The organism is Streptomyces sp. NPDC006435 (genome assembly GCF_040612315.1).
Taxonomy (GTDB): domain Bacteria; phylum Actinomycetota; class Actinomycetes; order Streptomycetales; family Streptomycetaceae; genus Streptomyces.
On sequence record NZ_JBEXPY010000015.1, the window covers coordinates 84,246 to 105,948 of the forward strand.

The window sequence follows — 21,703 nt, forward strand, 5'->3', positions numbered from 1 at the left end:
GACGACGGCGGTGGAGGAAAAACGCGGTTACGAGCGTACTTCGAGGAGGGGTACGAGCTGCTCGACGGGGGTCATCGAGCCGTGCATGCCCACCATCGCGGACTCGTGCGGCTCGTTGACGGACGCGGTGATCACCACGTCGTCGCGGGCCGCCGCGACGACGTCCCCGATCCTGCCGTGGACCCGTTCGTCGATCCTCGGGCCGAACCAGCCGACCTCGATCGCCTCGTCCCGGCTCGCCACCCAGAACTGCTCGCCCAGCACTTCCCGCCAGACGGTCAGGACGTCCGCCTCGGCCCCCGGGACCGCGTAGACGTGCCGGGCCCGGCCCTCGCCGCCGAGCAGGGCCACGCCCGCGCGCAGCTCCCAGTCCTCGTCGAAGTCGATCCGGGACTGCTCGTCGAAGGGGATGTCGATCATGCCGTGGTCGGCGGTGATGTACAGCGCCGAGCGGGCCGGGAGCTGTTCGGCCAGGCGCCGGGCGAGACCGTCCACGTACATCAGCTGGCCGCGCCAGGCGTCGGAGTCGATGCCGAAGCGGTGCCCCATGCCGTCGACCTCGCTGTAGTACGTGTAGACCAGCGACCGGTCGCCCGCGGCGAGCCGTTCGGCCGCCGTGTCCATCCGCTCCTCGCCGGACAGCCTGCCCAGGAACGATCCTCCGCTCAGCGCGACCTTGGTGAGCGGGGTCTGCTCGAAGGCCGGGGCGGAGACCTGGGCGGTGCGCACGCCCGCGGCGTCGGCGAGCCCGAAGACGGTGGGGTGGGGCTGCCACGCCTTCGGCGGGGTCCAGGGCCTCCAGCGGAGCTGGTTCATCAGCTCGCCGGTCCCGGGGTCGCGCACGGTGTAGCCGGGCAGACCGTGCTCGCCGGGCGGGAGACCGGTGCCGACCGAGGCGAGCGAGGTCGCGGTGGTGGCCGGGAAGCCCGCGGTGATCGGGCGGCCGGTGCCGCCGCGCGAGGTGGGGAGCAGCGAGTGCAGGAACGGCGCCTCGTCGGGGTGGGCCCCGATCTGCTCCCAGCCGAGACCGTCGATCAGGAACACGCAGTTCCGGTCGGCGGGGGTGAGCTCGGGGATCGCCGCGGTGAAGCCGGGCACGCCCTGTCCGGCGACGAGGGTGGGCAGCAGGTCGCAGAGCGATCCGCTGCCGTACTCCGGGACGGGGGCGGTGTCGACGGGGAGCAGCACGGGCTCCTGCCAGGCCGGCTGCGCCATCAGCGGCCGGTCGCCGCGGTCGCGGCCGTGGCCTCGGAGAGCGACTGGGCGAAGGCGAGGGTCTGGCGCACGGTGTCCGGGCCGTCGCCGGCCTCGCTGACCCGCAGGCTCAGGTCGTCGGCGGTGGAGCTGCCGGTGTAGCCGTGGTCGGCCTCGCAGTTGGGGTCGCCGCAGGCGGCGGGCTCCAGGTCGATCCGGGAGACCGCGCCCCAGCCGATGGTGAGGACGACCTCGCGGGGCAGGGTGCCCGGTACGTACTTCTCGGGGTTGGCCACGACCCGGCTGACCACGACCGACGAGATCCGGTCGAGCTTGACCGACTCGGTGGAGGTGGTGGCGTACGGCGTCGGGGAGCTGGTGTCGGCGTTCTGCTCGTCGGTGTGGCTGACGATGAAACGGTTGTCCGTCAGGACCAGGACCGTGACGTGGCGGCGCACCTCGTTGGAGTCGAAGGTGGTCTCCTGGTGCACCAGGTACGAAACGACCGGCTCACCGCCCACGGCGGCCTCCACCGCCTCGGCCACGAGGGCCGGGTAGTAGCCGCTGCGCTCGATCGCCGCGCGCAGCCCCTGGGTCGTCGTACCGGTCTTAGCCATGGGCACCATCCTACGGGGGACGGATGGCTGCCGGGGACGTTGTACCGGGTGCGGGGCCGGAACCTGCAGGTACGGGCCTCCCTCCCGCGGCCGGGGCCTCCCCCGCCCCGTGGCCGGGGCGGGGCGGGCGCCGCGGGGGTCAGTAGTTGGGGAGGCGGCGGGGACCGAGGTCGGTGCGGGCCGGGGGCGGCGAGAGGCGGACGCTCGCGCCGAGCACGGTCAGCCCCTGGGTGGCCACCACGACGGGTTCCAGGGCGACGGAGACCACCTCGGGGTGGTCGTCGACGAGCCGGGAGACCCGCAGCAGCAGCTCCTCCAGCGACGCGGTGTCCACGGGCGCCGCGCCCCGCCAGCCGAAGAGCACCGGGGCCGCCCGGATGGACCGGATCAGCTCGGCGGCGTCGCGGTCGGTGGCCGGGACGAGGCGGTGGGCGGTGTCGCCGAGGAGTTCGGAGGGCGCGCCCGCGAGGCCGAAGGAGAGGACGGCGCCCGCCGCCGGGTCGATCGTGGCCCGTACCACGGTGTCGACGCCGCGCGGCGCCATGGCCTGGACGACGGGCTGGAGTTCGACCGGCTTGCCGAGCAGGTCGGTCAGCTCGCCGTACGCCCGGCGCAGCGCGTCCTCGTCGGCGAGGTCCAGCCGGACCCCGCCGAGGTCGGCGCGGTGGCGCAGATGGGGCGCGGTCGTCTTGAGCGCCACGGGGTAGCCGAGCCGGGCCGCCGCGGCGACGGCGGCGTCCGGGTCGGGCGCGGGGAGCGTCGGCCGCACGGTGATGCCGTAGCGACCCAGGAGTTCGCCCGCCTCGGCGTGCGTGAGCGATCTGCCCCGGGGGTCGGGCTCGGGGCCGAGGAAGGTGTCGATGAGGCCGGCCGCGCCCGGCCCGTCGATGGTGTCGTCGAGGAACTCGGGCACCTTGCCGGGCAGGGCCGCCTGTCGCCGCCACTGCGCGTACCGCACCGCTTCGGCCAGGGCCCGCACGGCGCGTTCGGCGGCGGGGTAGGCGGGGATCCGGCCGGGCCCGGTGCCGGGGGCGGAGTCGTCCCCGCAGTCCGGGCCCGCGGGGGCTGCGGCGGGCTCCGGGGCCGCGGCCGGTGTCGTGGTGGGCGCCGCGCCGGGGCCGGGGGGCCCGGTCCCGGTGCCCGGCTGGGTGACGGTGCTGGTGGCCGCGGAGAGGGCCTCCGCCAGCCCGCCGATCTCCACGTGCACGACGGCCACGGGCTTGGCCGGGCCCGCGGCGGCGGCCGTGTGCAGCGCGGCGGCGAGCACCTCCCCGTCGCCCGCCTCCGCCTCGCCGTCCTCGCCCACCCATGGGATCGCCGTCACGATCACCGAGTCGCAGCCCTCGTCGGCCAGCGCCCGGCTCAGGGCGTCCCTGAAGTCCTGCGGGGTGGCCGCGGTGGTCAGGTCGAGGGGTGGGCGCGGGCGCAGCCCCTCCGCGAGGCAGGCGTCGTACGTGAGGAGCCCGAGCGACTCCGAGTTGCCGAGGATCGCGACCCGGGGGCCGGCCGGGAGCGGCTGGTCGGCGAGGAGGAGCCCTGCGTCGACCATCTCCGTCACGGTGTCGACCCGGATCACGCCCGCCTGCCGCATGAGCGCCGAGACCGTCGCGTCCGGAATCCGGCTGACCGGCACCGCGTGGCCGGGTGGGGTGGAGCCGCTGTGCCGGGCGCCCTTGACCACGACCACCGGCTTCACGGCCGCGGTGCGCCGTGCGAGGCGGGTGAACTTGCGGGGGTTGCCGATCGATTCGAGGTACAGCAGGGCGACGTCGGTGTTCGGGTCCTCGTACCAGTACTGCAGGAAGTCGTTGCCCGAGATGTCGGCGCGGTTGCCCGCGGAGATGAAGGTGGACAGGCCCGCGCCGCGCCGGTACAGCCCGGAGAGCAGGGCGATGCCGATCGCTCCGGACTGGGTGAAGAGCCCGATGCGTCCGGGGGCGGGCGGCTCGGGGGCCAGGGAGGCGTTCAGCCGGACGGTTTCGGCGTTGTTGATGAGGCCGAAGGCGTTCGGGCCGATGATCCGCATGCCGTACGAGCGGGCCTGGCGGACCAGTTCCCGCTGCCGTTCCCTGCCCTCGGCGCCCCATTCGGCGTATCCGGCGGAGAGGACGACCAGGCCCTGGACGCCGTGCTCGCCGCAGTCCTCGACGGCTTCGGGGACCCGGTCGGCGGGCACGGCCACGACCGCGAGGTCGACCGGCTCCCCGATCTCGCCGATCGAGCGGTGGGCCGGGACGCCGTCGACCGTGTCCCGGCCCTCGGCGAAGGCGTGGTTCACGGCGTACGTGCGACCGGTGAAGCCGGCCCCGAGGAGGTTGCGCAGCACCGTGCGGCCGACCCCGCCGGGGGTCCGGCCGACGCCGATGACGGCGACGGAGCCCGGGGCCAGCAGGCGCTGCACGGACCGGGCCTCGGCGCGGTGCTCGCGGCCGCGCTGGACGGCGAGGGACTCGGCGGTCGGTTCGAGGTCCAGGGTGAGGTGGACGGAGCCGTCCTCGAAGCTGCGCTGCTGGGTGTACCCGGCGTCCCGGAACACCTTGATCATCTTGGTGTTGGCGGGCAGCACCTCGGCGGCGAAGCGCCGGATGCCGCGCTCGCGGGCGACGGCCGCGATGTGTTCGAGGAGGGCCGAGGCCACCCCCCGGCCCTGGTGCGCGTCCTGGACGAGGAAGGCGACCTCGGCCTCGTCGGCGGGAGCGGAGGCGGGCCTGCCCCGCTCGTCGATCCGGTCGTAGCGGACGGTCGCGATGAACTCGCCGCCGACCGTGACGGCGAGTCCCACCCGGTCGACGTAGTCGTGATGGGTGAAGCGGTGCACGTCCCGGTCGGACAGGCGGGGGTACGGGGCGAAGAACCGGTAGTACTTCGACTCGTCGGAGACGTGCTCGTAGAAGCTGACCAGCCGTTCGGCGTCATCCGTGGTGATGGGCCTGATCCGTGCGGTTCCCCCGTCGCGGAGCACCACGTCGGCTTCCCAGTGGTCGGGATAGGCGTGATGCGGACTCTGCTCCGGCGCGGGCTGCATGGGCAAAGACTACGGCGCCGCCAGCAGTCGCGTGGGGCTCGGGGCCGGGGCAGGCTGAGGGGGCCGATCGGCGCTGTCGCGGGCGTCGTGGGCACGTTCCGGCCCGGTCGGAGCACCGCGCGCCGCGTGAGAGAATGGTCTAGACAACTGTTGATCCATGAAGGGCAGAACCATGGCTGAGCGCCGCGTCAACGTCGGTTGGGCCGAGGGCCTGCACGCCCGCCCCGCTTCCATCTTCGTCCGTGCCGCCACGGCTTCCGGCGTCCCCGTGACGATCGCCAGGGCCGACGGCAACCCGGTGAACGCCGCCTCCATGCTCGCGGTGCTCGGCCTCGGCGCACAGGGGGGCGAGGAGATCGTGCTCGCGTCCGAGGCCGACAACGCCGAGGTCGCCCTGGACCGCCTGGCGAAGCTGGTCGCCGAGGGGCTCGAGGAGCTTCCGGAGACCGTCTGAAACATTTTCTGCGAGAGAGCCGCGGCACCCTGAACCGGAGCCGCGGCTCTTTTGCTTTCCTCACTCCGGCCGAAATCACGCGGAGCGACCCGAGTGGACCCGGTCCATGGAATCAAGACCTGTGGGATCGAGGCAGGTGAATTCGGGCCGACGAAATTACCACGGAAAGGGGCCCACTTTCCCCGGAATCACGCTTCACCCCTTTGTATACGGCGTGATTGTTAATACCGTGCACCCGTGGTGTTTACGGAATGTTGCGAGGTTCTCACCCGGCCGGTGCGCGGGGCGGCGGGCCGACGGGCCGTGCGGTCCCCCGGCCGGTCGGACCGGCGCAGCCGGTGCGCGGCCGCGGTCCGTTCGACGTGCTGGACGGCCAGCGCCCTGGCCCGGTCCGCGTCGCGGCGCGCCACCGCGTCCACGATGGCCCCGCGCTCGGCCCAGGAGTCCATCGGCCGGGCGGGCGGCTCGACCGTGTACATCCAGGCGATCTTGTACCGGAGCTGAGTGAGCAGGGCGGTCAGACCGGGGCTGCCCGACGCCTGCACCAGCGTCTCGTGGAACCAGCCGTCCAGCGGGCGCAGGTCCTCCCCCTCGCCCCGCCCGGCCCGGTCCCGGCCGAGCCTGACCAGGCCGCGCAGCACCTTGAGGTGCGCCTCGGTGCGGCGCCGGGCGGCGCGTGCGACACCCAGCGGCTCCAGCAGCATCCGGACCTCCAGCAGATCGGCGGCCTCCAGCTCGGTGGGTTCGGCGACGCAGGCACCCGCGTGACGGCGGGTGACCACGAAGCCCTCCGACTCCAGGGTCCGCAGGGCCTCCCTCACCGGGACCCGGGAAACTCCGTACCGGCGCGCCAGCAACTCCTCGGTGAGCCGGCTGCCCCGCTCGAAGACGCCCGAGACGATGTCGTCACGAATTGCCGTGCATACCGAATGCGCCGGAATGCGCATGTCCGAACCTCCGCCTCAATCCCCGCACACCGCGGCCGGCCGACACCTGCCCCGTGACTCTATTGCAATGCGACCGTATTTCCGATGCCGGACGGAAATTCATGAATATCTTTTGGCCGCGGGGCGGTTCGGCGGACGGGTGCCCGCGCCGGGGGCGCCGGGCGGACGCGCCGATGGCCCCGGCGGACTGCCGGGGCCATCGGAAGGGCGTGGAGGGGTGTGCGGGTCAGACGTCGACGCCGTGGGCGCGCAGGTACGCGACGGGGTTCACGTCGGAGCCGTACTCCGGGGTCGTGCGGGCCTCGAAGTGGAGGTGGGGCCCGGTGGAGTTGCCGGTCGAGCCGGAGAGGCCGATCTGCTGGCCCGCGGCGACGCTCTGGCCGACGGAGACGCCGATCGAGGAGAGGTGGCCGTACTGCGTGTACGTCCCGTCCGTCATCCGGAGCACGACGTTGTTGCCGTACGCGCCGCCCCACCCGGCCTCGACGACCGTACCGGCGCCGACGGCGACGACGGAGCTGCCGGACGCGGCGTGGAAGTCGATGCCCGAGTGGCTGCCCGAGGACCAGAGCGAGCCGCTGGACTTGTAGCCGGTGCTGACGTACGAACCGGCGACCGGCAGCCGGAAGGCGCCCAGCCGGGCACGCTCGGCGGACCGGGCGGCACGCGCCTCCTCGGCACGCTCCTCGGCCGCGCGCTTCGCCTCGGCCCTGGCCTTCGCCGCGGCCTTCTTCCTGGCTTCGGCCTTCTTCTCGGCCTCCGCCTTCTTCCTTGCCTCCGCCTTCGCCTTCGCCGCGGCGTCGGCCTGGTGCTGCTGTGCGTCGGCCTGGGCGTCGATCCGGTCGGCGAGGGTCGCGTCGATGGCGATGACCTGGTTCAGACCGGCCCCGCTCGTGGCGGGGGCGTCGGAGCCCGCGGCGAGGGCCGGGGAGGCCAGGCCGCCGATGACTCCGGTGGTGGCCAGGGTCGCGACGCCGACGGCCTTCGCGCTCCCGCGCGTCAGACGGCTCGGGGCACGGTGCTTCCCGGTGGCACGGATGAGCGCCATGAAGTGGCTGGTCCTTTCCTTCCTTCTCGCCTACCGGGTTAGCTGACGGGTTCGGAGCAGGAAGGTCTCCTACGGACGCCCCGGCCGTCACGACTCGGGCGTCCGATTCACCCCAGGGACTTCATGGGTCCCCGGCTCCCCTGGCTCGCGCCGTACGGGGACTCGGCGATGACTGCCCGGTACGTCGCGGTTGCGGCATACGAGTGGCGGACAGCCGAGCCGACGCTAAGCGGGGTCGCTTTCATTCACCAAACGGACAGGCCGTTTTGTAGCGCATCCCACAGGGCAGACAGGCAACCTCCCCCACAAGGGGGAACAAAAGGGAGGTTCACGGCGAAATCCCTCTCACCGTGAACCTCCCTTTGTCCGGTTATGCGAATATCTGGCCTTTCGCCTTCCGGCGGGGCCGCTCGTCAGCCGGAGACCACCGAGACCTCTCCGATGCCCAGGGTGCGGACCGGCTCCGCGATCCGCGCCGCGTCACCGACGAGGATCGTGACCAGCCGGTCCTCCGGGAACGCGTTGACGACCGCCGCGGTCGCCTCGACCGTGCCGGTCTCCGCGAGCCTGGCGTACAGCTGTGCCTGGTAGTCGTCGGCGAGGTGCTGCTCGACCTGGTCGGCGAGGGTGCTCGCGACGGAGGCCGCCGTCTCGAACTTCAGGGGCGCCACGCCCACGAGGTTCTGCACGGCCGTCTCGCGCTCCTCGTCGGTCAGGCCCTCCGCCGCCAGGGTCCGCAGGACCGTCCACAGGTCCTTGAGCGCCGGCTCGGTGGACTCCGTGTCCACGGAACCGCTGATGGCGATCATCGAGGCACCGGTCGCGCCCGACTCGGAGTCCGGGGCCGACGACCGCAGCACCTGGGCGAAGGCCCGCACACCGTAGGTGTAGCCCTTCTCCTCGCGCAGCACCCGGTCCAGCCGGGAGGTGAGCGTGCCGCCCAGGCAGTACGTGCCGAGCGTCTGGGCCGGCCACACGCTGTCGTGCCGGTCGGCGCCGATCCGGCCGATCAGCAGCTGCGTCTGCACCGCGCCCGGACGGTCGACGATCACCACCCGTCCGGTGTCGTCGGCGGTGATCGGCGGGGCGGTCCGGCGCACGGCGGGCTCGCCCGACCAGTCGCCGAGCGTGTCGGCGAGCAGGGCGTCCAGGTCGATGCCGGTGAGGTCGCCGACGACCACGGCGGTCGCGGCGGACGGCCTGATGTGGGCGTCGAAGAACGCGCGCACCGCCGCCGAGTCGATCCGCTCCACCGTCTCCTCGGTGCCCTGGCGCGGGCGCGACATCCGCGCCGTGGCCGGGAACAGTTCCTTGGAGAGCTGCTTGGCCGCGCGCCTGGCCGGGTTGGCCTGCTCGTGCGGGATCTCGTCGAGCCGGTTGCGCACCAGCCGCTCGATCTCGCCGTCCGGGAAGGCGGGCGCCCGGAGAGCCTCGGCGACCAGTGACAGGGCCTTGGCGAGCCGGGAGGCCGGGACCTCCAGGGAGACCCGGACGCCGGGGTGGTCGGCATGGGTGTCGAGAGTGGCGCCGCAGCGCTCCAGCTCAGCGGCGAACTCCTCCGCGGTGTGCTTGTCCGTGCCCTCGGAGAGCGCCCTCGACATGATCGTGGCCACGCCGTCGAAGCCCTCGGGCTCGGCGTCCAGCGGGGCGTCGATGAAGACCTCCACCGCGACGACCTGCTGGCCGGGGCGGTGGCAGCGCAGCACCGTCAGACCGTTGGGCAGGGAACCCCGCTCCGGGGCGGGGAAGGCCCAGGGCCGGGCCGCACCGGGGGCCGGCTGCGGGTGGTACTGCATCGAAACTCCAGTCGCGGCGTCGGTCACTTGCCCGCTCCTTCGTGCGCGTCGGTGTCGTCGGCGTCGGTCTCGTCGGCGGGCTCGGCCGACTCGACCGGCTCGTAGACCAGCACCGCCCGGTTGTCGGGGCGCAGCTGGGCCCTGGCCGCGGCCCGGACCTCCTCCGCGGTCACGTCGAGCACCCGCTGCACGGCGGTCAGGGCGAGCTGCGGGTCGCCGAACAGCACGGCGAAGCGGCACAGTTCGTCCGCGCGGCCCGCGACCGTGCCGAGCCGGTCCAGCCACTCGCGCTCCAACTGGGCCTGCGCCCGCTCCATTTCCTCGGGCGTGGGGCCCTCGGCGGCGAACCGGGCGAGCTCCTCGTCGACCGCGGTCTCGACCTCCGGCACCTCGACCCCGCCGGACATCTTGACGTCCAGCCAGCCGAGCGAGGGCGCTCCGGCCAGTCGCAGCAGCCCGAACCCGGCCGCCACGGCCGTGCGGTCGCGGCGGACGAGGCGGTTGTACAGCCGCGACGACTCGCCGCCGCCGAGCACGGTCAGCGCGAGGTCCGCAGCGTCGCACTCCCGGGTGCCGTCGTGCGGCAGCCGGTAGGCGGCCATCAGCGCGCGCGCCGGAACCTCCTCGCGCACTTCCTCGCGCAGCTGCTCACCGATGATCCCGGGGAGCGTGCCGTCGCGCGGCGGCTGCTTGCCGTCGTGGGACGGGATGGAACCGAAGTACTTCTCGATCCAGGCGAGGGTCTGCTCGGGGTCGATGTCGCCGACGACCGAGAGCACCGCGTTGTTGGGCGCGTAGTACGTACGGAAGAAGGTGCGCGCGTCCTCCAGGGTCGCGGCGTCCAGGTCGGCCATCGAGCCGATCGGCGTGTGGTGGTACGGGTGGCCCTCGGGGTAGGCCAGGGCGGTCAGCTTCTCGAACGCCGTGCCGTAGGGGACGTTGTCGTAACGCTGGCGGCGCTCGTTCTTGACGACGTCCCGCTGGTTCTCCATCGACTCCTCGTCGAGCGCGGCGAGCAGCGAGCCCATGCGGTCGGCTTCGAGCCAGAGGGCCAGCTCCAGCTGGTGGGCGGGCATGGTCTCGAAGTAGTTGGTGCGCTCGAAGCTGGTGGTCCCGTTGAGCGAACCGCCGGCCCCCTGCACCAGCTCGAAGTGACCGTTCCCCTTGACCTGGCCGGAGCCCTGGAACATCAGGTGCTCGAAGAGGTGAGCCAGGCCGGTGCGTCCCTTGACCTCGTGGCGCGAGCCGACGTCGTACCAGAGGCAGACTGCGGCGACCGGGGTCAGATGGTCCTCGGAGAGCACCACGCGCAGGCCGTTGGCCAGGCGGTGCTCGGTCGCTGTCAAGCCGCCGGAGCCGGCCTGAGCTGTGGCCGTGTGACCCATGGGCATGTACGTCCCTTCGATCGCGATACTGGATTTCCTGCAAGACCTGCCACTGTAAGCAAGCGCACACGTGCCTGGCGAAGTTCCCGTACCGCGGAAGTTCGCGTGAAAGGGGGGCGCACCCCCCGCGCGAAGGGGCGGGAAACCCCGTCGGCGGGCGCCCCGAACGCCCTTTGGGCCGGGTCGAGGTCGGGGATGTCAGTGCGGCGGTCCACAATGGTCCGCGTCAGAACCTGAGGTTGCCCGAACAGAATCCGTGAAGGAGTCGCAGCAGCGATGGCCCGCCGCAGCACGAAGACCCCGCCGCCGGACGACTTCGAGGAGAAGATCCTCGACATCGACGTCGTCGACGAAATGCAGGGCTCCTTCCTCGAGTACGCGTACTCGGTGATCTACTCCCGGGCCCTGCCCGACGCCCGGGACGGCATGAAGCCGGTGCACCGCCGCATCGTCTACCAGATGAACGAGATGGGCCTGCGCCCCGACCGCGGCTTCGTGAAGTGCGCCCGCGTGGTCGGCGAGGTCATGGGCAAGCTGCACCCGCACGGCGACGCGTCGATCTACGACGCGCTGGTCCGTCTGGCTCAGCCGTTCTCCATGCGGCTCCCCCTGGTCGACGGCCACGGAAACTTCGGCTCTCTCGGGAACGACGACCCGCCGGCCGCCATGCGGTACACCGAGTGCCGGATGGCCGACGCGACGTCGCTGATGACGGAGTCGATCGACGAGGACACCGTCGCGTTCCAGTCGAACTACGACGGTCAGGAGACGGAGCCGACCGTTCTCCCCGCCGCGTACCCGAACCTGCTGGTCAACGGCTCTTCCGGGATCGCGGTCGGCATGGCGACCAACATGCCGCCGCACAACCTGGGCGAGGTCGTCGCCGCCGCCCGGCACCTGATCAAGCACCCGGGCGCGGACCTGGAGACCCTGATGCGGTTCGTGCCCGGTCCCGACCTGCCCACGGGCGGCCGGATCGTGGGCCTGGGCGGCATCAAGGACGCGTACGCCCGGGGACGCGGCACGTTCAAGATCCGCGCGACCGCCTCCGTGGAGAACGTGACGGCCCGTCGCAAGGGCCTGGTCGTCACGGAACTCCCCTTCACCGTCGGCCCGGAGAAGGTGATCGCCAAGATCAAGGACCTGGTCTCGGCGAAGAAGCTCCAGGGCATCGCGGACGTGAAGGACCTGACCGACCGCGAGCACGGCCTGCGCCTGGTCATCGAGGTGAAGAACGGCTTCGTGCCGGAGGCCGTGCTGGAGCAGCTCTACAAGCTGACGCCGATGGAGGACTCCTTCGGCATCAACAACGTGGCGCTGGTCGACGGGCAGCCGCTCACGCTGGGCCTCAAGGAGCTGCTGGAGGTCTACCTCGACCACCGCTTCGACGTGGTGCGCCGGCGCAGCGAGTTCCGCCGGGGCAAGCGCCGCGACCGGCTGCACCTGGTCGAGGGCCTGCTCGTCGCGCTGGTCGACATCGACGAGGTCATCCGGCTCATCCGTTCCAGCGACAACTCGGCGCAGGCGAAGGAGCGGCTCATCGAGCGGTTCTCGCTGAGCGAGGTCCAGACGCAGTACATCCTGGACACCCCGCTGCGCCGGCTGACCCGGTTCGACCGGATCGAGCTGGAGAGCGAGCGGGACCGGCTCAACGACGAGATCGCCGAGCTGACGGCCATCCTCGAATCGGACACCGAGCTGCGCAAGCTCGTCTCCACGGAACTGGCCGCGGTCGCCAAGAAGTTCGGCACCGCCCGGCGCACGGTGCTGCTGGAGTCGGCCGGTACGCAGGTCGCCGCGGTGCCGCTGGAGGTCGCGGACGACCCGTGCCGGGTGCTGCTCTCCTCGACCGGTCTGCTGGCCCGTACCGCCAATGACGAGCCGATCGTCCTCACCGAGGACGCCAGGCGTGCCAAGCACGACGTGATCGTGTCGGCCGTGCCGGCGACGGCGCGGGGCGATGTGGGCGTGGTGACGTCGACGGGCCGGCTGCTGCGGCTCCCGGTGATCGACCTGCCCCAGCTGCCGGACACCCACGCGGCGCCCAACCTGTCGGGCGGGGCGATGGTCTCCGAGTTCCTCACACTGGAGAGCGACGAGACGGTCGTCTGTCTGACGACGCTCGACGAGGCGTCCCCCGGTCTGGCGATCGGCACCCTTCAGGGCGTCGTCAAGCGAGTGGTGCCGGACTATCCGGCCAACAAGGAAGAGCTGGAGGTCATCGCCCTCAAGTCCGGTGACCGGATCGTCGGTGCCGCCGAGCTGCGGACCGGCGAGGAGGACCTGGTGTTCATCACCTCCGACGCGCAGCTGCTGCGCTACCCGGCGGCGCAGGTGCGGCCGCAGGGCCGGCCCGCCGGGGGCATGGCGGGGGTCAAGCTGGCGGCGGACGCCGAGGTGATCTCCTTCACCGCGGTGGATCCGGCGGTGGACGCGATGGTGTTCACCGTCGCGGGCTCGCACGGCACGCTGGACGACTCGGCGCAGACGTGCAAGCTCACCCCGTTCGACCAGTACCCGCGCAAGGGCCGGGCCACCGGCGGGGTGCGCTGTCAGCGGTTCCTCAAGGGCGAGGACGTCCTGGTGTTCGCCTGGGCGGGTGCGGTGCCCGCCCGTGCCGCACAGTCCAACGGCGCACCGGCCGAGCTGCCGGAGCCGGACCCGCGGCGCGACGGTTCGGGGACGCCGCTGGTCAAGCCGGTCTCGGTGATCGCGGGCCCGGTGTAGCCGACCGGTCCGACGGCGCGGGGCCGGGCACGGCCTACGCGTCGTCGGGCCGCCGCACGTACCGCAGGACGCCCCACATGCTCCGTTCGTGTGCGGCGTCCTGCGTTGTGTCCGGGTCCGGCGCGGCGCTCTCGCGGCAGCCGTCCAGCTCCTTGCCCAGGGCCTCCGGGTCGATGCCGGAACCGATCAGCACCAGCTGGGTGAGGCGCGGCTCGTCGCGCGTCCACGGCCGCGGGTCGAACCGCAGGAACCTGCCGACCGTGTGCAGGGCGTACTTGTTGGTCCGGTCGCCCACGCCGAAGTCGACGAATCCCTTGATCCGGTAGAGGCCCTGCGGGCGGGAGTCGAGGAAGTCCATCAGGCGGCGGGGGTTCATGGGCACGTCCGCGGTGAAGGACACGCTCTCGTAGGCGGCGTGGAGGTGGTGCCCGTGCCCGTCGCCGCGACCCTCCTCCTCGTCCCGCTCCGCCAGGAGCAGGTCCTCGAAGGTGAGCTGGTGCGCCTTCTCCGCGCCGTCGGGTCGCAGCGCCGGGTCGAAGAGGAGTTCCGGATCGATGCGTCCGTAGGTGGCGCGGATGACCGCGGGCCCGCCGATGGCCGGCCGCCCGTCGGCAGCCGGGGCACCGATCCCGGTGACGGCCTTCCCGATCCGGTCCAGCTCCTCGCTCCCGACCAGGTCGGTCTTGTTCAGCACGACGAGATCGGCGACGGCGAGATGGCGGTCGATCTCCGGGTGGCGCTCCCGGGTGGCGTCGAACCCTGCGGCGTCGACGACCTCCACCAGTCCCCCGTAGACGATGTCCGGGTTGTCGCTGGCCAGCAGCATCCGTACGAGTTCCTGCGGCTCGGCCAGTCCGCTGGCCTCGATGACGATCACGTCGAGGCGGGCGGAGGGCCTGGTCAGCATGTCGAGGAAGGTGTCGAGTTCGCTCGCGTCGACCGCGCAGCACAGGCACCCGTTGCCCAGCGAGACGGTGGAGCCGACCTGCCCCGAGACGGTCATGGCGTCGATCTCGATGGAACCGAAATCGTTGACGATCACGCCGATCCGGTTTCCCGCGCGGTTGGCGAGGAGGTGGTTGAGCAGTGTCGTCTTGCCCGATCCCAGGAACCCCGCGAGGACGATGACCGGAATCTGCTGCTTGCGGGGCGGGGACGACGGGTTCAACGGAAACCTTCCTCGATGGCCTCAGGGCGCCGGGACCGGCTGCGGCGGGGGCGTGCCCACGTAACGGGCCGCCGGACGGATGATCTTCGAGTCCTCCGCCTGCTCCAGGATATTGGCGCTCCAGCCGACCACCCTCGCCGCGCAGAAGGTCGGTGTGAACATCTCGCGCGGCAGTCCGCACAGCTCCATGACGACCCCGGCGTAGAACTCCACGTTGGTGTGCAGTTCGCGGCCCGGCTTGAGTTCGGCGAGGATCGCCTCGACCTGGCGTTCCACCTCGACGGCGAAGTCGACGAGCGGGCCGCCGAAGCCCTGGGCGATGTCTCGCAGCATGCGTGAGCGGGGGTCCTCGGTGCGGTAGACGGGGTGTCCGAAGCCCATGATCCGCCCGCCCGAGAGCACCTGCTCGCGGATCCAGCCGTCGATGCGGTCGGGGGTGCCGATGGCGTCCAGGGTGTCGAGGGCGCGGCTGGGCGCCCCGCCGTGCAGCGGTCCGGAGAGTGCTCCGACGGCGGCCACCAGGCAGGCCGCGACATCGGCGCCGGTGGAGGCGACCACCCGGCCGGTGAAGGTCGAGGCGTTGAAGCCGTGGTCGATGGTGGAGATCAGGTACTGCTCGACGGCCCTGACGCGTGCGGCGTCCGGTACGGAGCCGGTGAGCATGTAGAGGTAGTTGGCGGCGTGGGGCAGGTCGTCGCGCGGCTCGACCGGTTCGAGGCCCCGGCCGAGCCGGTGCAGGGCGGTGAGCACGGTGGGGACGGCCGCGCAGACGGCCAGGGCGTCGTCGCGGCGCCGGCCGGCGTCGATGTCGTACACCGGCCGGAATCCGGCCGCCGCGCCGAGGAGCGAGAGTGCGGTGCGCAGCCCGGCCAGGGGGTTGGAGGCGGCTCCCGCACGCGCTATGGCGGGCAGCGCCTCGCGCACCTGTGCGGGGAGCCTGCGCAGGGCGGCGGTGCGGGCGGCGAACCCGGCGCGGGCCCCGGCGTCGGGCAGCGTGCCCTCGGACATCAGGTACCAGACGTCCTCAAAGCTGCGGGTCCTTGCCAGTTCGATCGCCGAGTACTGCCGGTAGTGGTAGAAGCCCTCGCGTCCGCGGACGTCGCCGAGGGCCGTGTCGGTGACGACGACGCCCGCCAGTCCTCGGGGTACGTCGAGCGGGGTGCCGCTGGTCGTGGTCGGCATCGGTTCCTCCGTGGGTCCGGGGCTCATCAACATTGATTCGACCATCTAAGATTGACTCAATCTCTGTCAATATTGATTGAATCAATGTGTATACGGTTGGCGACATGACGGATCGAGCAGCACCCGACGACAATTCCGGGGCGACGGCGCCACGACGGCTCAGCACCCGGGAGACCGCCGAGCGTCTCGGGGTGAAGCCGGAGACGGTGTACGCCTACGTCAGCCGGGGCCAGCTGAGCAGCACCCGCGTCCCCGGCGGGCGCGGCAGCACGTTCGACGCGGCGGAGGTCGACGCGCTGGCCCGGCGCACGAGCCGTCGGGAGCCCCCGCCCGCCCCCGGCGACCTGGTCTTCCGCACCGGCGTCACCCTGATCGAGAACGACCGCTACTACTTCCGCGGCGTCGACGCGACCGAACTGGCCCGGGAGTACGCCTACGAGGAGGTCGCCGAGTGGCTCTGGACCGGTGAGCTGCATCCCGGCGTCCGCTTCACGGCGCCCGACGAGGCGCTGGCCGCGGCGCGCGTGGCGGTCGACGCGCTGCCCGCGCACAGCAGCCCGACGGACCGGCTGCGGGTCGCGGTGATCGCCGCGGCGAGCGCCGATCCGTTCCGCTTCGACCTCTCGCGCGAGACCGTGCTCGCCGGTGCGCGAAGCCTCGTGCCGACCCTGGTCGGCGCCCTGCCCCCGGCGGCCGGAGGAACCGGGGAGCGGTCGGAGGAGCCGGAGGGGAGGGAAGCCGGGCTGGCCCGGCAGCTGTGGTCGAAGCTCACCGCCCGGCCCGCCGACGAGCCGTTCGTCACCGCGCTGGACGGCGCCCTCGCCCTGCTGATCGACCACGACCTCGCGGCGTCGACATTGGCCGCCCGGGTCGCCGCGTCCGCCCACGCCCATCCGTACGCGGTGGTCTCCGCGGGTCTCGGAGTGCTGGAGGGCCCGCTGCACGGGGCGGCGAGCGGGTTGGCCCACCGGATGCTGGCCGAGGTCCTGGAGCGGGGCAGCGCGGTCCCGGTGGTCGCCGACCACCTCCGTGCCGGACGCAGGGTTCCCGGGCTCGGCCACCGGCTCTACAGGACCGGGGATCCCCGGGCGCAGGCGCTGTTCGCCCTGCTCGCGAGGGTGCCGCAGGCCGCCGGGGCGCTCGCCGCGGCGCACGACGTGATCGCCACGACCGCCCGGCACGTGCCCCTGCCCGCCAATGTGGACCTGGCGCTCGCCGTGCTCTCGGTCTCCTCCGGCATGGCCGCGGAGGCCGGCGAGACGGTGTTCGCGGTGTCCCGCACGGCCGGATGGATCGCGCACGCACTGGAGGAGTACGAGGAGCGCCCCCTGCGCATGCGCCCCAGCGGCCAGTACTGCGGCCCCCGTCCCCCTCAGCCGCTGCCCGCCGCGGACGGCCTGTCGCGACGGTCCGCGCCGTGAACACGGTGGCCGCGGGAAGGCGGCAGGGGAAGAAGCGGGAAAAATTTCGGAAAGGGCCATAACGCCGCTTACCGTTCATACGATGAGCGCCCCACCACCCGTTTCCAGAAGAGCACGCCGTTTCGGCTGGCCGCAGCGGGTCTTCTCCCAGGTCCTGCTGATGCAGCTGGCCATCGTCACCGGTGTGACCGCGCTGGCCACCGGCCTCTTCCTGGCACCGCTCAGCGCCCAGCTCGACGACCAGGCGATGCGCCGCGCCCTGGCCATCGCGCAGAGCACGGCGGCCCAGCCGCAGATCACCGAGTCACTGCTCGCCACGGCCCCGTCCCCCACCGGGCCCGTGCAGTCGGCGGCCGAACGGGTCCGGCGGGCCACCGGCGCCGAGTACGTCGTCGTCATGGACCGGCGCGGGGTGCGCTGGTCGCACCCCGACACCGGCAAGATCGGCAAGGTCGTCTCCACCGACCCGAGCGACGCACTCGCGGGCCGGGACGTCATGGAGATCGACAGCGGGACGCTCGGCCGTTCGGCCCGGGGGAAGGTGCCGCTCCTCGACGGGTCGAGCCGCGTCGTGGGCGCCGTCTCCGTCGGTATCGCGTACGACAGTGTCCGCGCCCGGCTGCTCGCGGCGATCCCGGGGCTGATCGCCTACGCGGGCGGCGCGCTCGCCGTGGGGGCGCTGGCCGCGTACCTGATCTCCCGACGGCTCCAGCGGCAGACCCACGACCTCGCGTTCTCCGACATCTCCGCGCTGCTGACGGAGCGCGAGGCGATGCTGCACGGCATCAGGGAGGGCGTCGTCGCACTGGACCGGACCGGGCGGGTGCGGCTCCTGAACGACGAGGCGCAGCGGCTGCTCGGGCTCGGCCCCGACGCCGCCGGCCGCCCGCTGGACTCCGTGCTCGACGCCGGACGGACCGCCGACGTGCTGGCCGGACGGGTACTGGGCGACGATCTGCTGACGGTGCAGGGCACCCGGGTCCTGCTGGTCAACCGGATGCCGACCGACGACGGCGGCGCCGTCGCCACCCTCCGCGACCGCACCGAACTGGAACATCTCGGCCGCGAACTCGACTCCACCCGTGGCCTGATCGACGCGCTGCGGGCACAGGACCACGAACACGCCAACCGGATGCACACACTCCTGGGGCTGCTGGAACTGGACATGCACGAGGACGCCATGGAGTACGTCACCGAGGTCGTCGGGGTCCACCGCGCCACGGCCGAGCAGGTCACCGAGAAGGTGCGCGACCCGTTGCTGGCCGCACTCCTGGTCGGCAAGGCCACGGTCGCGGCGGAGCGCGGCGTCGCACTGCGCATGGCGCCCGGAACCCTGCTCCCCGACCGGCTGGTGGACCCGCGCGGGCTGGTCACCGTCGTCGGCAACCTCGTGGACAACGCGCTGGACGCGACGACCGGCACGGACGGCGCCCTGGTCGAGGTGGGGCTGCGCACCGAGGGCCGTACCGTGGTGCTGCGGGTCCGTGACAGCGGCCCCGGCATCCCTCCCGGACAGCGCGAAGCGATCTTCACGGAGGGCTGGTCGACCAAGGAGGTCCCGGCGCACGGCAAGCGCGGCCTCGGTCTCGCTCTGGTGCGACGGCTGGCGGAACGGCAGGGTGGCGGTGTCACCGTCGACGGGGCCGTGGACGGCGGCGCCGAGTTCACCGTCGTACTGCCGGAGGCCCTGACCGACGCGGACATGGCGGAACAGGGCAGAACCGGTCCCCCGCCCGCGAACGGCCCCGGGACGGCCGGGCCTGAGATGACAGAACTTGGGACGACCGGACCCGGGGCGACCGGACCCGGGACGACCGCACCGACAACCGGAACCGTGGGAGAAGCTCAGTGATCGAGGTCCTGGTCGTGGACGACGACGTCCGCGTCGCGAAGGTCAACGCGGCCTACGTCTCCAGAGTGCCGGGATTCCGGGTGGTCGATGAGGTCCACTCCGCCGCCGAGGCCCTCGCCGCGATCGAGAGCCGACGCGTGGACCTGGTCCTGCTGGACCACTACATGCCCGGCGACAACGGCCTGGCCATGGTGCGCGAACTACGCAGGCGCGGTCACCACACCGACGTGATCATGGTGACGGCCGCACGCGATGTCGCCACCGTGCAGGAGGCCATGCGGCACGGCGCGCTGCAGTACCTGGTGAAGCCGTTCACGTACGCGGGATTGCGCACCAAGCTGGAGGGTTACGCGGCGCTGCGCCACACCCTCGAACGCGGCGGCGAGGCCGAACAGGGCGAGGTGGACCGGCTCTTCGGCGCGCTGTGGGCCGCGGGCGGGACCGACCTGCCCAAGGGGCACTCGCCGACCACGGCGGAGCTGGTCAGGCAGGCGCTCCGCAGCGCCGACGGGCCGCTCTCCGCACAGGAGATCGCGGAGAGCGCCGGCATGAGCCGTCAGACCGCCCAGCGCTATCTGAAGCTGCTGGAGAAATCCGGCCGGGTACGGCTGACCCTGCGGTACGGCGAGACGGGCCGCCCGGAGCACCGCTACACCTGGTCCCCCGGCGGGCAGACCTGACCGCCCCGGCCTCGGTGCGCGCCCCCGACGGCCCGCCGCGCGGTGCCTACACCGCTCCCGCTCCGGTCAGCGCACGGACCTCGGTCTCCGCGTGCTTGGCCTCGTCGGGCGGCTCGGGGGACGTGACCGTCCCGATCCAGCCGGCCAGGAAGCCCAGGGGGATGGAGACAAGTCCGGGGTTCTCCAGCGGGAAGAGCTGGAAGTCCACGCCGGGGAACAGCGAGGCGGGACTGCCGGAGACGACCGGTGAGAGCAGTACGAGCAGCACAGCGGGAATCAGTCCGCCGTAGACGGACCAGACCGCTCCCCGGGTGGTGAAGTTCCGCCAGAACAGGGAGTACAGGAGCACGGGGAGGTTGGCCGAGGCTGCGACGGCGAAGGCGAGCCCCACCAGGAACGCCACATTCAGGTTCTGGGCGATCAGGCCGAGCCCGATGGCGGCGAGCCCGATCCCGGCCGCCGCCACCCTGGCGACGGCGACCTCGCTGTACTGCTTGGCACCCGGCCGCCTGAGCGAGGCGTAGAGGTCGTGGGCCACGGAGGCGGACGAGGCGAGGGTGATGCCCGCGACGACCGCGAGGATGGTCGCGAAGGCGACGGCGCCGACCACAGCGAACAGGATCGCGCCCCCGGTGGATCCCTCACCGCCGCCGAGCTCCATGGCCAGCAGCGGGATCGCCGTGTTGCCCGCGGCGTTGGACGCCCGCACCTCGGCCGAGCCGACCAGGGCGGCCGCCCCGAATCCGAGCACGATCGTCATCAGGTAGAAGCCGCCGATGAGCCCGATCGACCAGACGACGGAACGGCGGGCCGCGCGGGCGGTGGGCACGGTGTAGAACCGCGACAGGATGTGCGGCAGCCCCGCCGTGCCGAGCACCAGGGCCAGGCCCAGGCTGATGAAGTCGATGCGCGCGGTCCAGCTCCCGCCGTACCGGAGGCCGGGCAGGAGGAACCTGCTGCCGTGCCCGCTCCGTTCGGCGGCGGAGTTGAGCAGGGTGTTGAAGTTGCCGTGGAAGTGGATCAGGACGAGCACGGTCAGCGCGACCGCCCCCACCATCAGCAGCACGGCCTTGACGATCTGGATCCAGGTGGTGCCGCGCATCCCGCCGAACGACACGTAGACGATCATGAGCGCGCCGACGCCGATGACGGTCCAGGAGCGGGCCGCACCGCTCGTACCGCCGAGCAGCAGGGCGACCAGGCTGCCCGCACCCACCATCTGCGCCACGAGGTAGAGCACGGACACGGTGACCGAGGAGGTGCCCGCCGCGATCCTGACCGGGCGTTCCGCCATCCGCGCGGCCACCACGTCGGCCAGCGTGAACCGGCCGCAGTTGCGGACCAGTTCGGCGATCAGGAACAGGACCACGAGCCAGGCGACGAGGAAGCCGACCGAGTAGAGCATGCCGTCGTAGCCGAAGAGGGCGATGAGGCCGGAGATGCCGAGGAAGGACGCGGCCGACATGTAGTCGCCCGCGATGGCGAACCCGTTCTCCATCGGGGAGAACAGCCTGCCGCCCGCGTAGAACTCCTCGGCCGAGCCGTGGCGGTTGCGGCTCACCCAGGCGGTGATGGCGAGCGTCACCGCGATGAAGGTGCTGAACAGCAGGAGCGCCAGCGTCTGATGGTTCCCGTTCAACGCTCGACCCCCCGTGTCATCTCCTGGGTCTCCCAGCGCAGTTCGAGCGCGGCCCGGTCCCGGCGCAGGCGCGCGTGCCGCGCGTACACCCCGGTGAGCAGGAAGGTCGTGAGGAACTGTCCGAGCCCCGCGACCATCGCGACGTTGACCGCTCCGGCCACCGGCCTGGCCATCAGCCCGGGAGCGGTGATCGCCGCGACGACATAGACCAGGTACCAGACGAGGAAGGCGAGGGTGGCGGGAACGACGAACCGTCGGTACCTGCGGCGCACCTCCTGGAAGGCCCCGCTGCGCTGTACCTCCAGGTAGATGTCGGCCGCGCTGTGACCGCGCCGCGGCTCCGCGGGCGCGGATCGCCCGGCGGGGACGAAAACCCCCGCACCGCCCGGCCCACCCGGCCCGGAGGTCGGCTCGTCGTGCCACGGGTCGTCGAGCCGCACCGTTGCGGCCTCACGCCCTGCTTCCTTCTCCACGGAACAACTCCCCTTGTCCACGGACCACTTCGGCCGTGTACCCAAGAATGGGCAGATCAGGAAGACCCCGGGCGTGCCATTCGCCGGTCTTCACC

At 72.3% G+C, this 21,703-nt stretch carries 16 protein-coding genes and 1 riboswitch; of the genes, 5 read left to right on the forward strand and 11 right to left on the reverse strand.

Annotation, left to right across the window (positions count from 1 at the left end):
• Positions 1–27 precede the first annotated feature (27 nt).
• From ABZZ04_RS17255 to ABZZ04_RS17265, 3 genes are all read right to left on the reverse strand, one after another.
• The gene (locus tag ABZZ04_RS17255; protein ID WP_356933043.1) at positions 28–1,215 is read right to left on the reverse strand and encodes a nucleotide pyrophosphatase/phosphodiesterase family protein; all 1,188 of its coding nucleotides are present in this window, start codon (positions 1,213–1,215) and stop codon (positions 28–30) included.
• Positions 1,215–1,811, reverse strand: coding sequence for a DUF5998 family protein (locus ABZZ04_RS17260; RefSeq protein ID WP_148839862.1), 597 nt, complete (start codon positions 1,809–1,811; stop codon positions 1,215–1,217). The genes ABZZ04_RS17255 and ABZZ04_RS17260 overlap by 1 nt, the downstream gene beginning before the upstream one ends.
• A 139-nt stretch (positions 1,812–1,950) precedes the next feature.
• The gene (locus tag ABZZ04_RS17265) at positions 1,951–4,836 is read right to left on the reverse strand and encodes a GNAT family N-acetyltransferase (RefSeq protein WP_356933044.1); all 2,886 of its coding nucleotides are present in this window, start codon (positions 4,834–4,836) and stop codon (positions 1,951–1,953) included.
• A gap of 172 nt (positions 4,837–5,008) precedes the next feature.
• On the opposite strand from ABZZ04_RS17265, the gene ABZZ04_RS17270 reads away from it, so the two are divergent.
• Positions 5,009–5,290, forward strand: a complete 282-nt coding sequence (locus tag ABZZ04_RS17270; RefSeq protein WP_356933045.1) for an HPr family phosphocarrier protein — start codon at positions 5,009–5,011, stop codon at positions 5,288–5,290.
• Between the two features lie 221 nt (positions 5,291–5,511).
• On the opposite strand, the gene ABZZ04_RS17275 is transcribed toward ABZZ04_RS17270, so the two are convergent.
• The 4 genes from ABZZ04_RS17275 to ABZZ04_RS17290 form a co-directional block, all read right to left on the reverse strand.
• A complete protein-coding gene (locus ABZZ04_RS17275; protein ID WP_356933046.1) occupies positions 5,512–6,237 on the reverse strand; it encodes a GntR family transcriptional regulator in 726 nt (241 codons plus the stop codon).
• A 226-nt stretch (positions 6,238–6,463) separates the two neighbouring features.
• On the reverse strand, positions 6,464–7,285 hold the full coding sequence (locus ABZZ04_RS17280) for a M23 family metallopeptidase (RefSeq protein ID WP_356933047.1): 822 nt from the start codon (positions 7,283–7,285) through the stop codon (positions 6,464–6,466).
• Between the two features lie 13 nt (positions 7,286–7,298).
• A riboswitch (cyclic di-AMP (ydaO/yuaA leader) is annotated at positions 7,299–7,463 on the reverse strand.
• A 235-nt stretch (positions 7,464–7,698) separates the two neighbouring features.
• Positions 7,699–9,081, reverse strand: a complete 1,383-nt coding sequence (locus ABZZ04_RS17285; RefSeq protein ID WP_356933097.1) for a pitrilysin family protein — start codon at positions 9,079–9,081, stop codon at positions 7,699–7,701.
• Positions 9,082–9,104: 23 nt separating this feature from the next.
• A complete protein-coding gene (locus ABZZ04_RS17290) occupies positions 9,105–10,472 on the reverse strand; it encodes a pitrilysin family protein (protein WP_356933048.1) in 1,368 nt (455 codons plus the stop codon).
• 270 nt (positions 10,473–10,742) lie between these two features.
• On the opposite strand from ABZZ04_RS17290, the gene ABZZ04_RS17295 reads away from it, so the two are divergent.
• Positions 10,743–13,193 (forward strand): DNA topoisomerase IV subunit A, encoded by a 2,451-nt coding sequence (locus ABZZ04_RS17295; protein WP_356933049.1) that lies wholly within the window; start codon positions 10,743–10,745, stop codon positions 13,191–13,193.
• A 34-nt stretch (positions 13,194–13,227) separates the two neighbouring features.
• Here the strand turns inward: ABZZ04_RS17295 and ABZZ04_RS17300 are convergent, their stop codons facing one another.
• Together ABZZ04_RS17300 and ABZZ04_RS17305 are read right to left on the reverse strand one after the other, a co-directional pair.
• The gene (locus ABZZ04_RS17300) at positions 13,228–14,361 is read right to left on the reverse strand and encodes a GTP-binding protein (protein WP_356933050.1); all 1,134 of its coding nucleotides are present in this window, start codon (positions 14,359–14,361) and stop codon (positions 13,228–13,230) included.
• Between the two features lie 21 nt (positions 14,362–14,382).
• Positions 14,383–15,543, reverse strand: a complete 1,161-nt coding sequence (locus ABZZ04_RS17305) for a citrate synthase/methylcitrate synthase (RefSeq protein WP_356933051.1) — start codon at positions 15,541–15,543, stop codon at positions 14,383–14,385.
• Positions 15,544–15,647: 104 nt separating this feature from the next.
• On the opposite strand from ABZZ04_RS17305, the gene ABZZ04_RS17310 reads away from it, so the two are divergent.
• From ABZZ04_RS17310 to ABZZ04_RS17320, 3 genes are all read left to right on the forward strand, one after another.
• Complete coding sequence (locus ABZZ04_RS17310) at positions 15,648–16,964, forward strand: citrate synthase (protein WP_356933052.1); 1,317 nt, start codon at positions 15,648–15,650, stop codon at positions 16,962–16,964.
• 82 nt (positions 16,965–17,046) lie between these two features.
• Positions 17,047–18,816 carry a sensor histidine kinase gene (locus ABZZ04_RS17315; RefSeq protein ID WP_356933053.1) on the forward strand — a complete coding sequence of 590 codons (1,770 nt, stop codon included), beginning with the start codon at positions 17,047–17,049 and terminating at the stop codon, positions 18,814–18,816.
• Positions 18,813–19,496, forward strand: coding sequence for a response regulator (locus tag ABZZ04_RS17320; RefSeq protein WP_356933054.1), 684 nt, complete (start codon positions 18,813–18,815; stop codon positions 19,494–19,496). The genes ABZZ04_RS17315 and ABZZ04_RS17320 overlap by 4 nt, the downstream gene beginning before the upstream one ends.
• Positions 19,497–19,542: 46 nt before the next feature.
• Here the strand turns inward: ABZZ04_RS17320 and ABZZ04_RS17325 are convergent, their stop codons facing one another.
• A complete protein-coding gene (locus ABZZ04_RS17325) occupies positions 19,543–21,135 on the reverse strand; it encodes a cation acetate symporter (protein ID WP_356933055.1) in 1,593 nt (530 codons plus the stop codon).
• Entirely contained in the window at positions 21,132–21,608 is a 477-nt protein-coding gene (locus tag ABZZ04_RS17330) for a DUF485 domain-containing protein (RefSeq protein WP_356933056.1), read from the reverse strand. The genes ABZZ04_RS17325 and ABZZ04_RS17330 overlap by 4 nt, the downstream gene beginning before the upstream one ends.
• Positions 21,609–21,703: the final 95 nt, after the last annotated feature.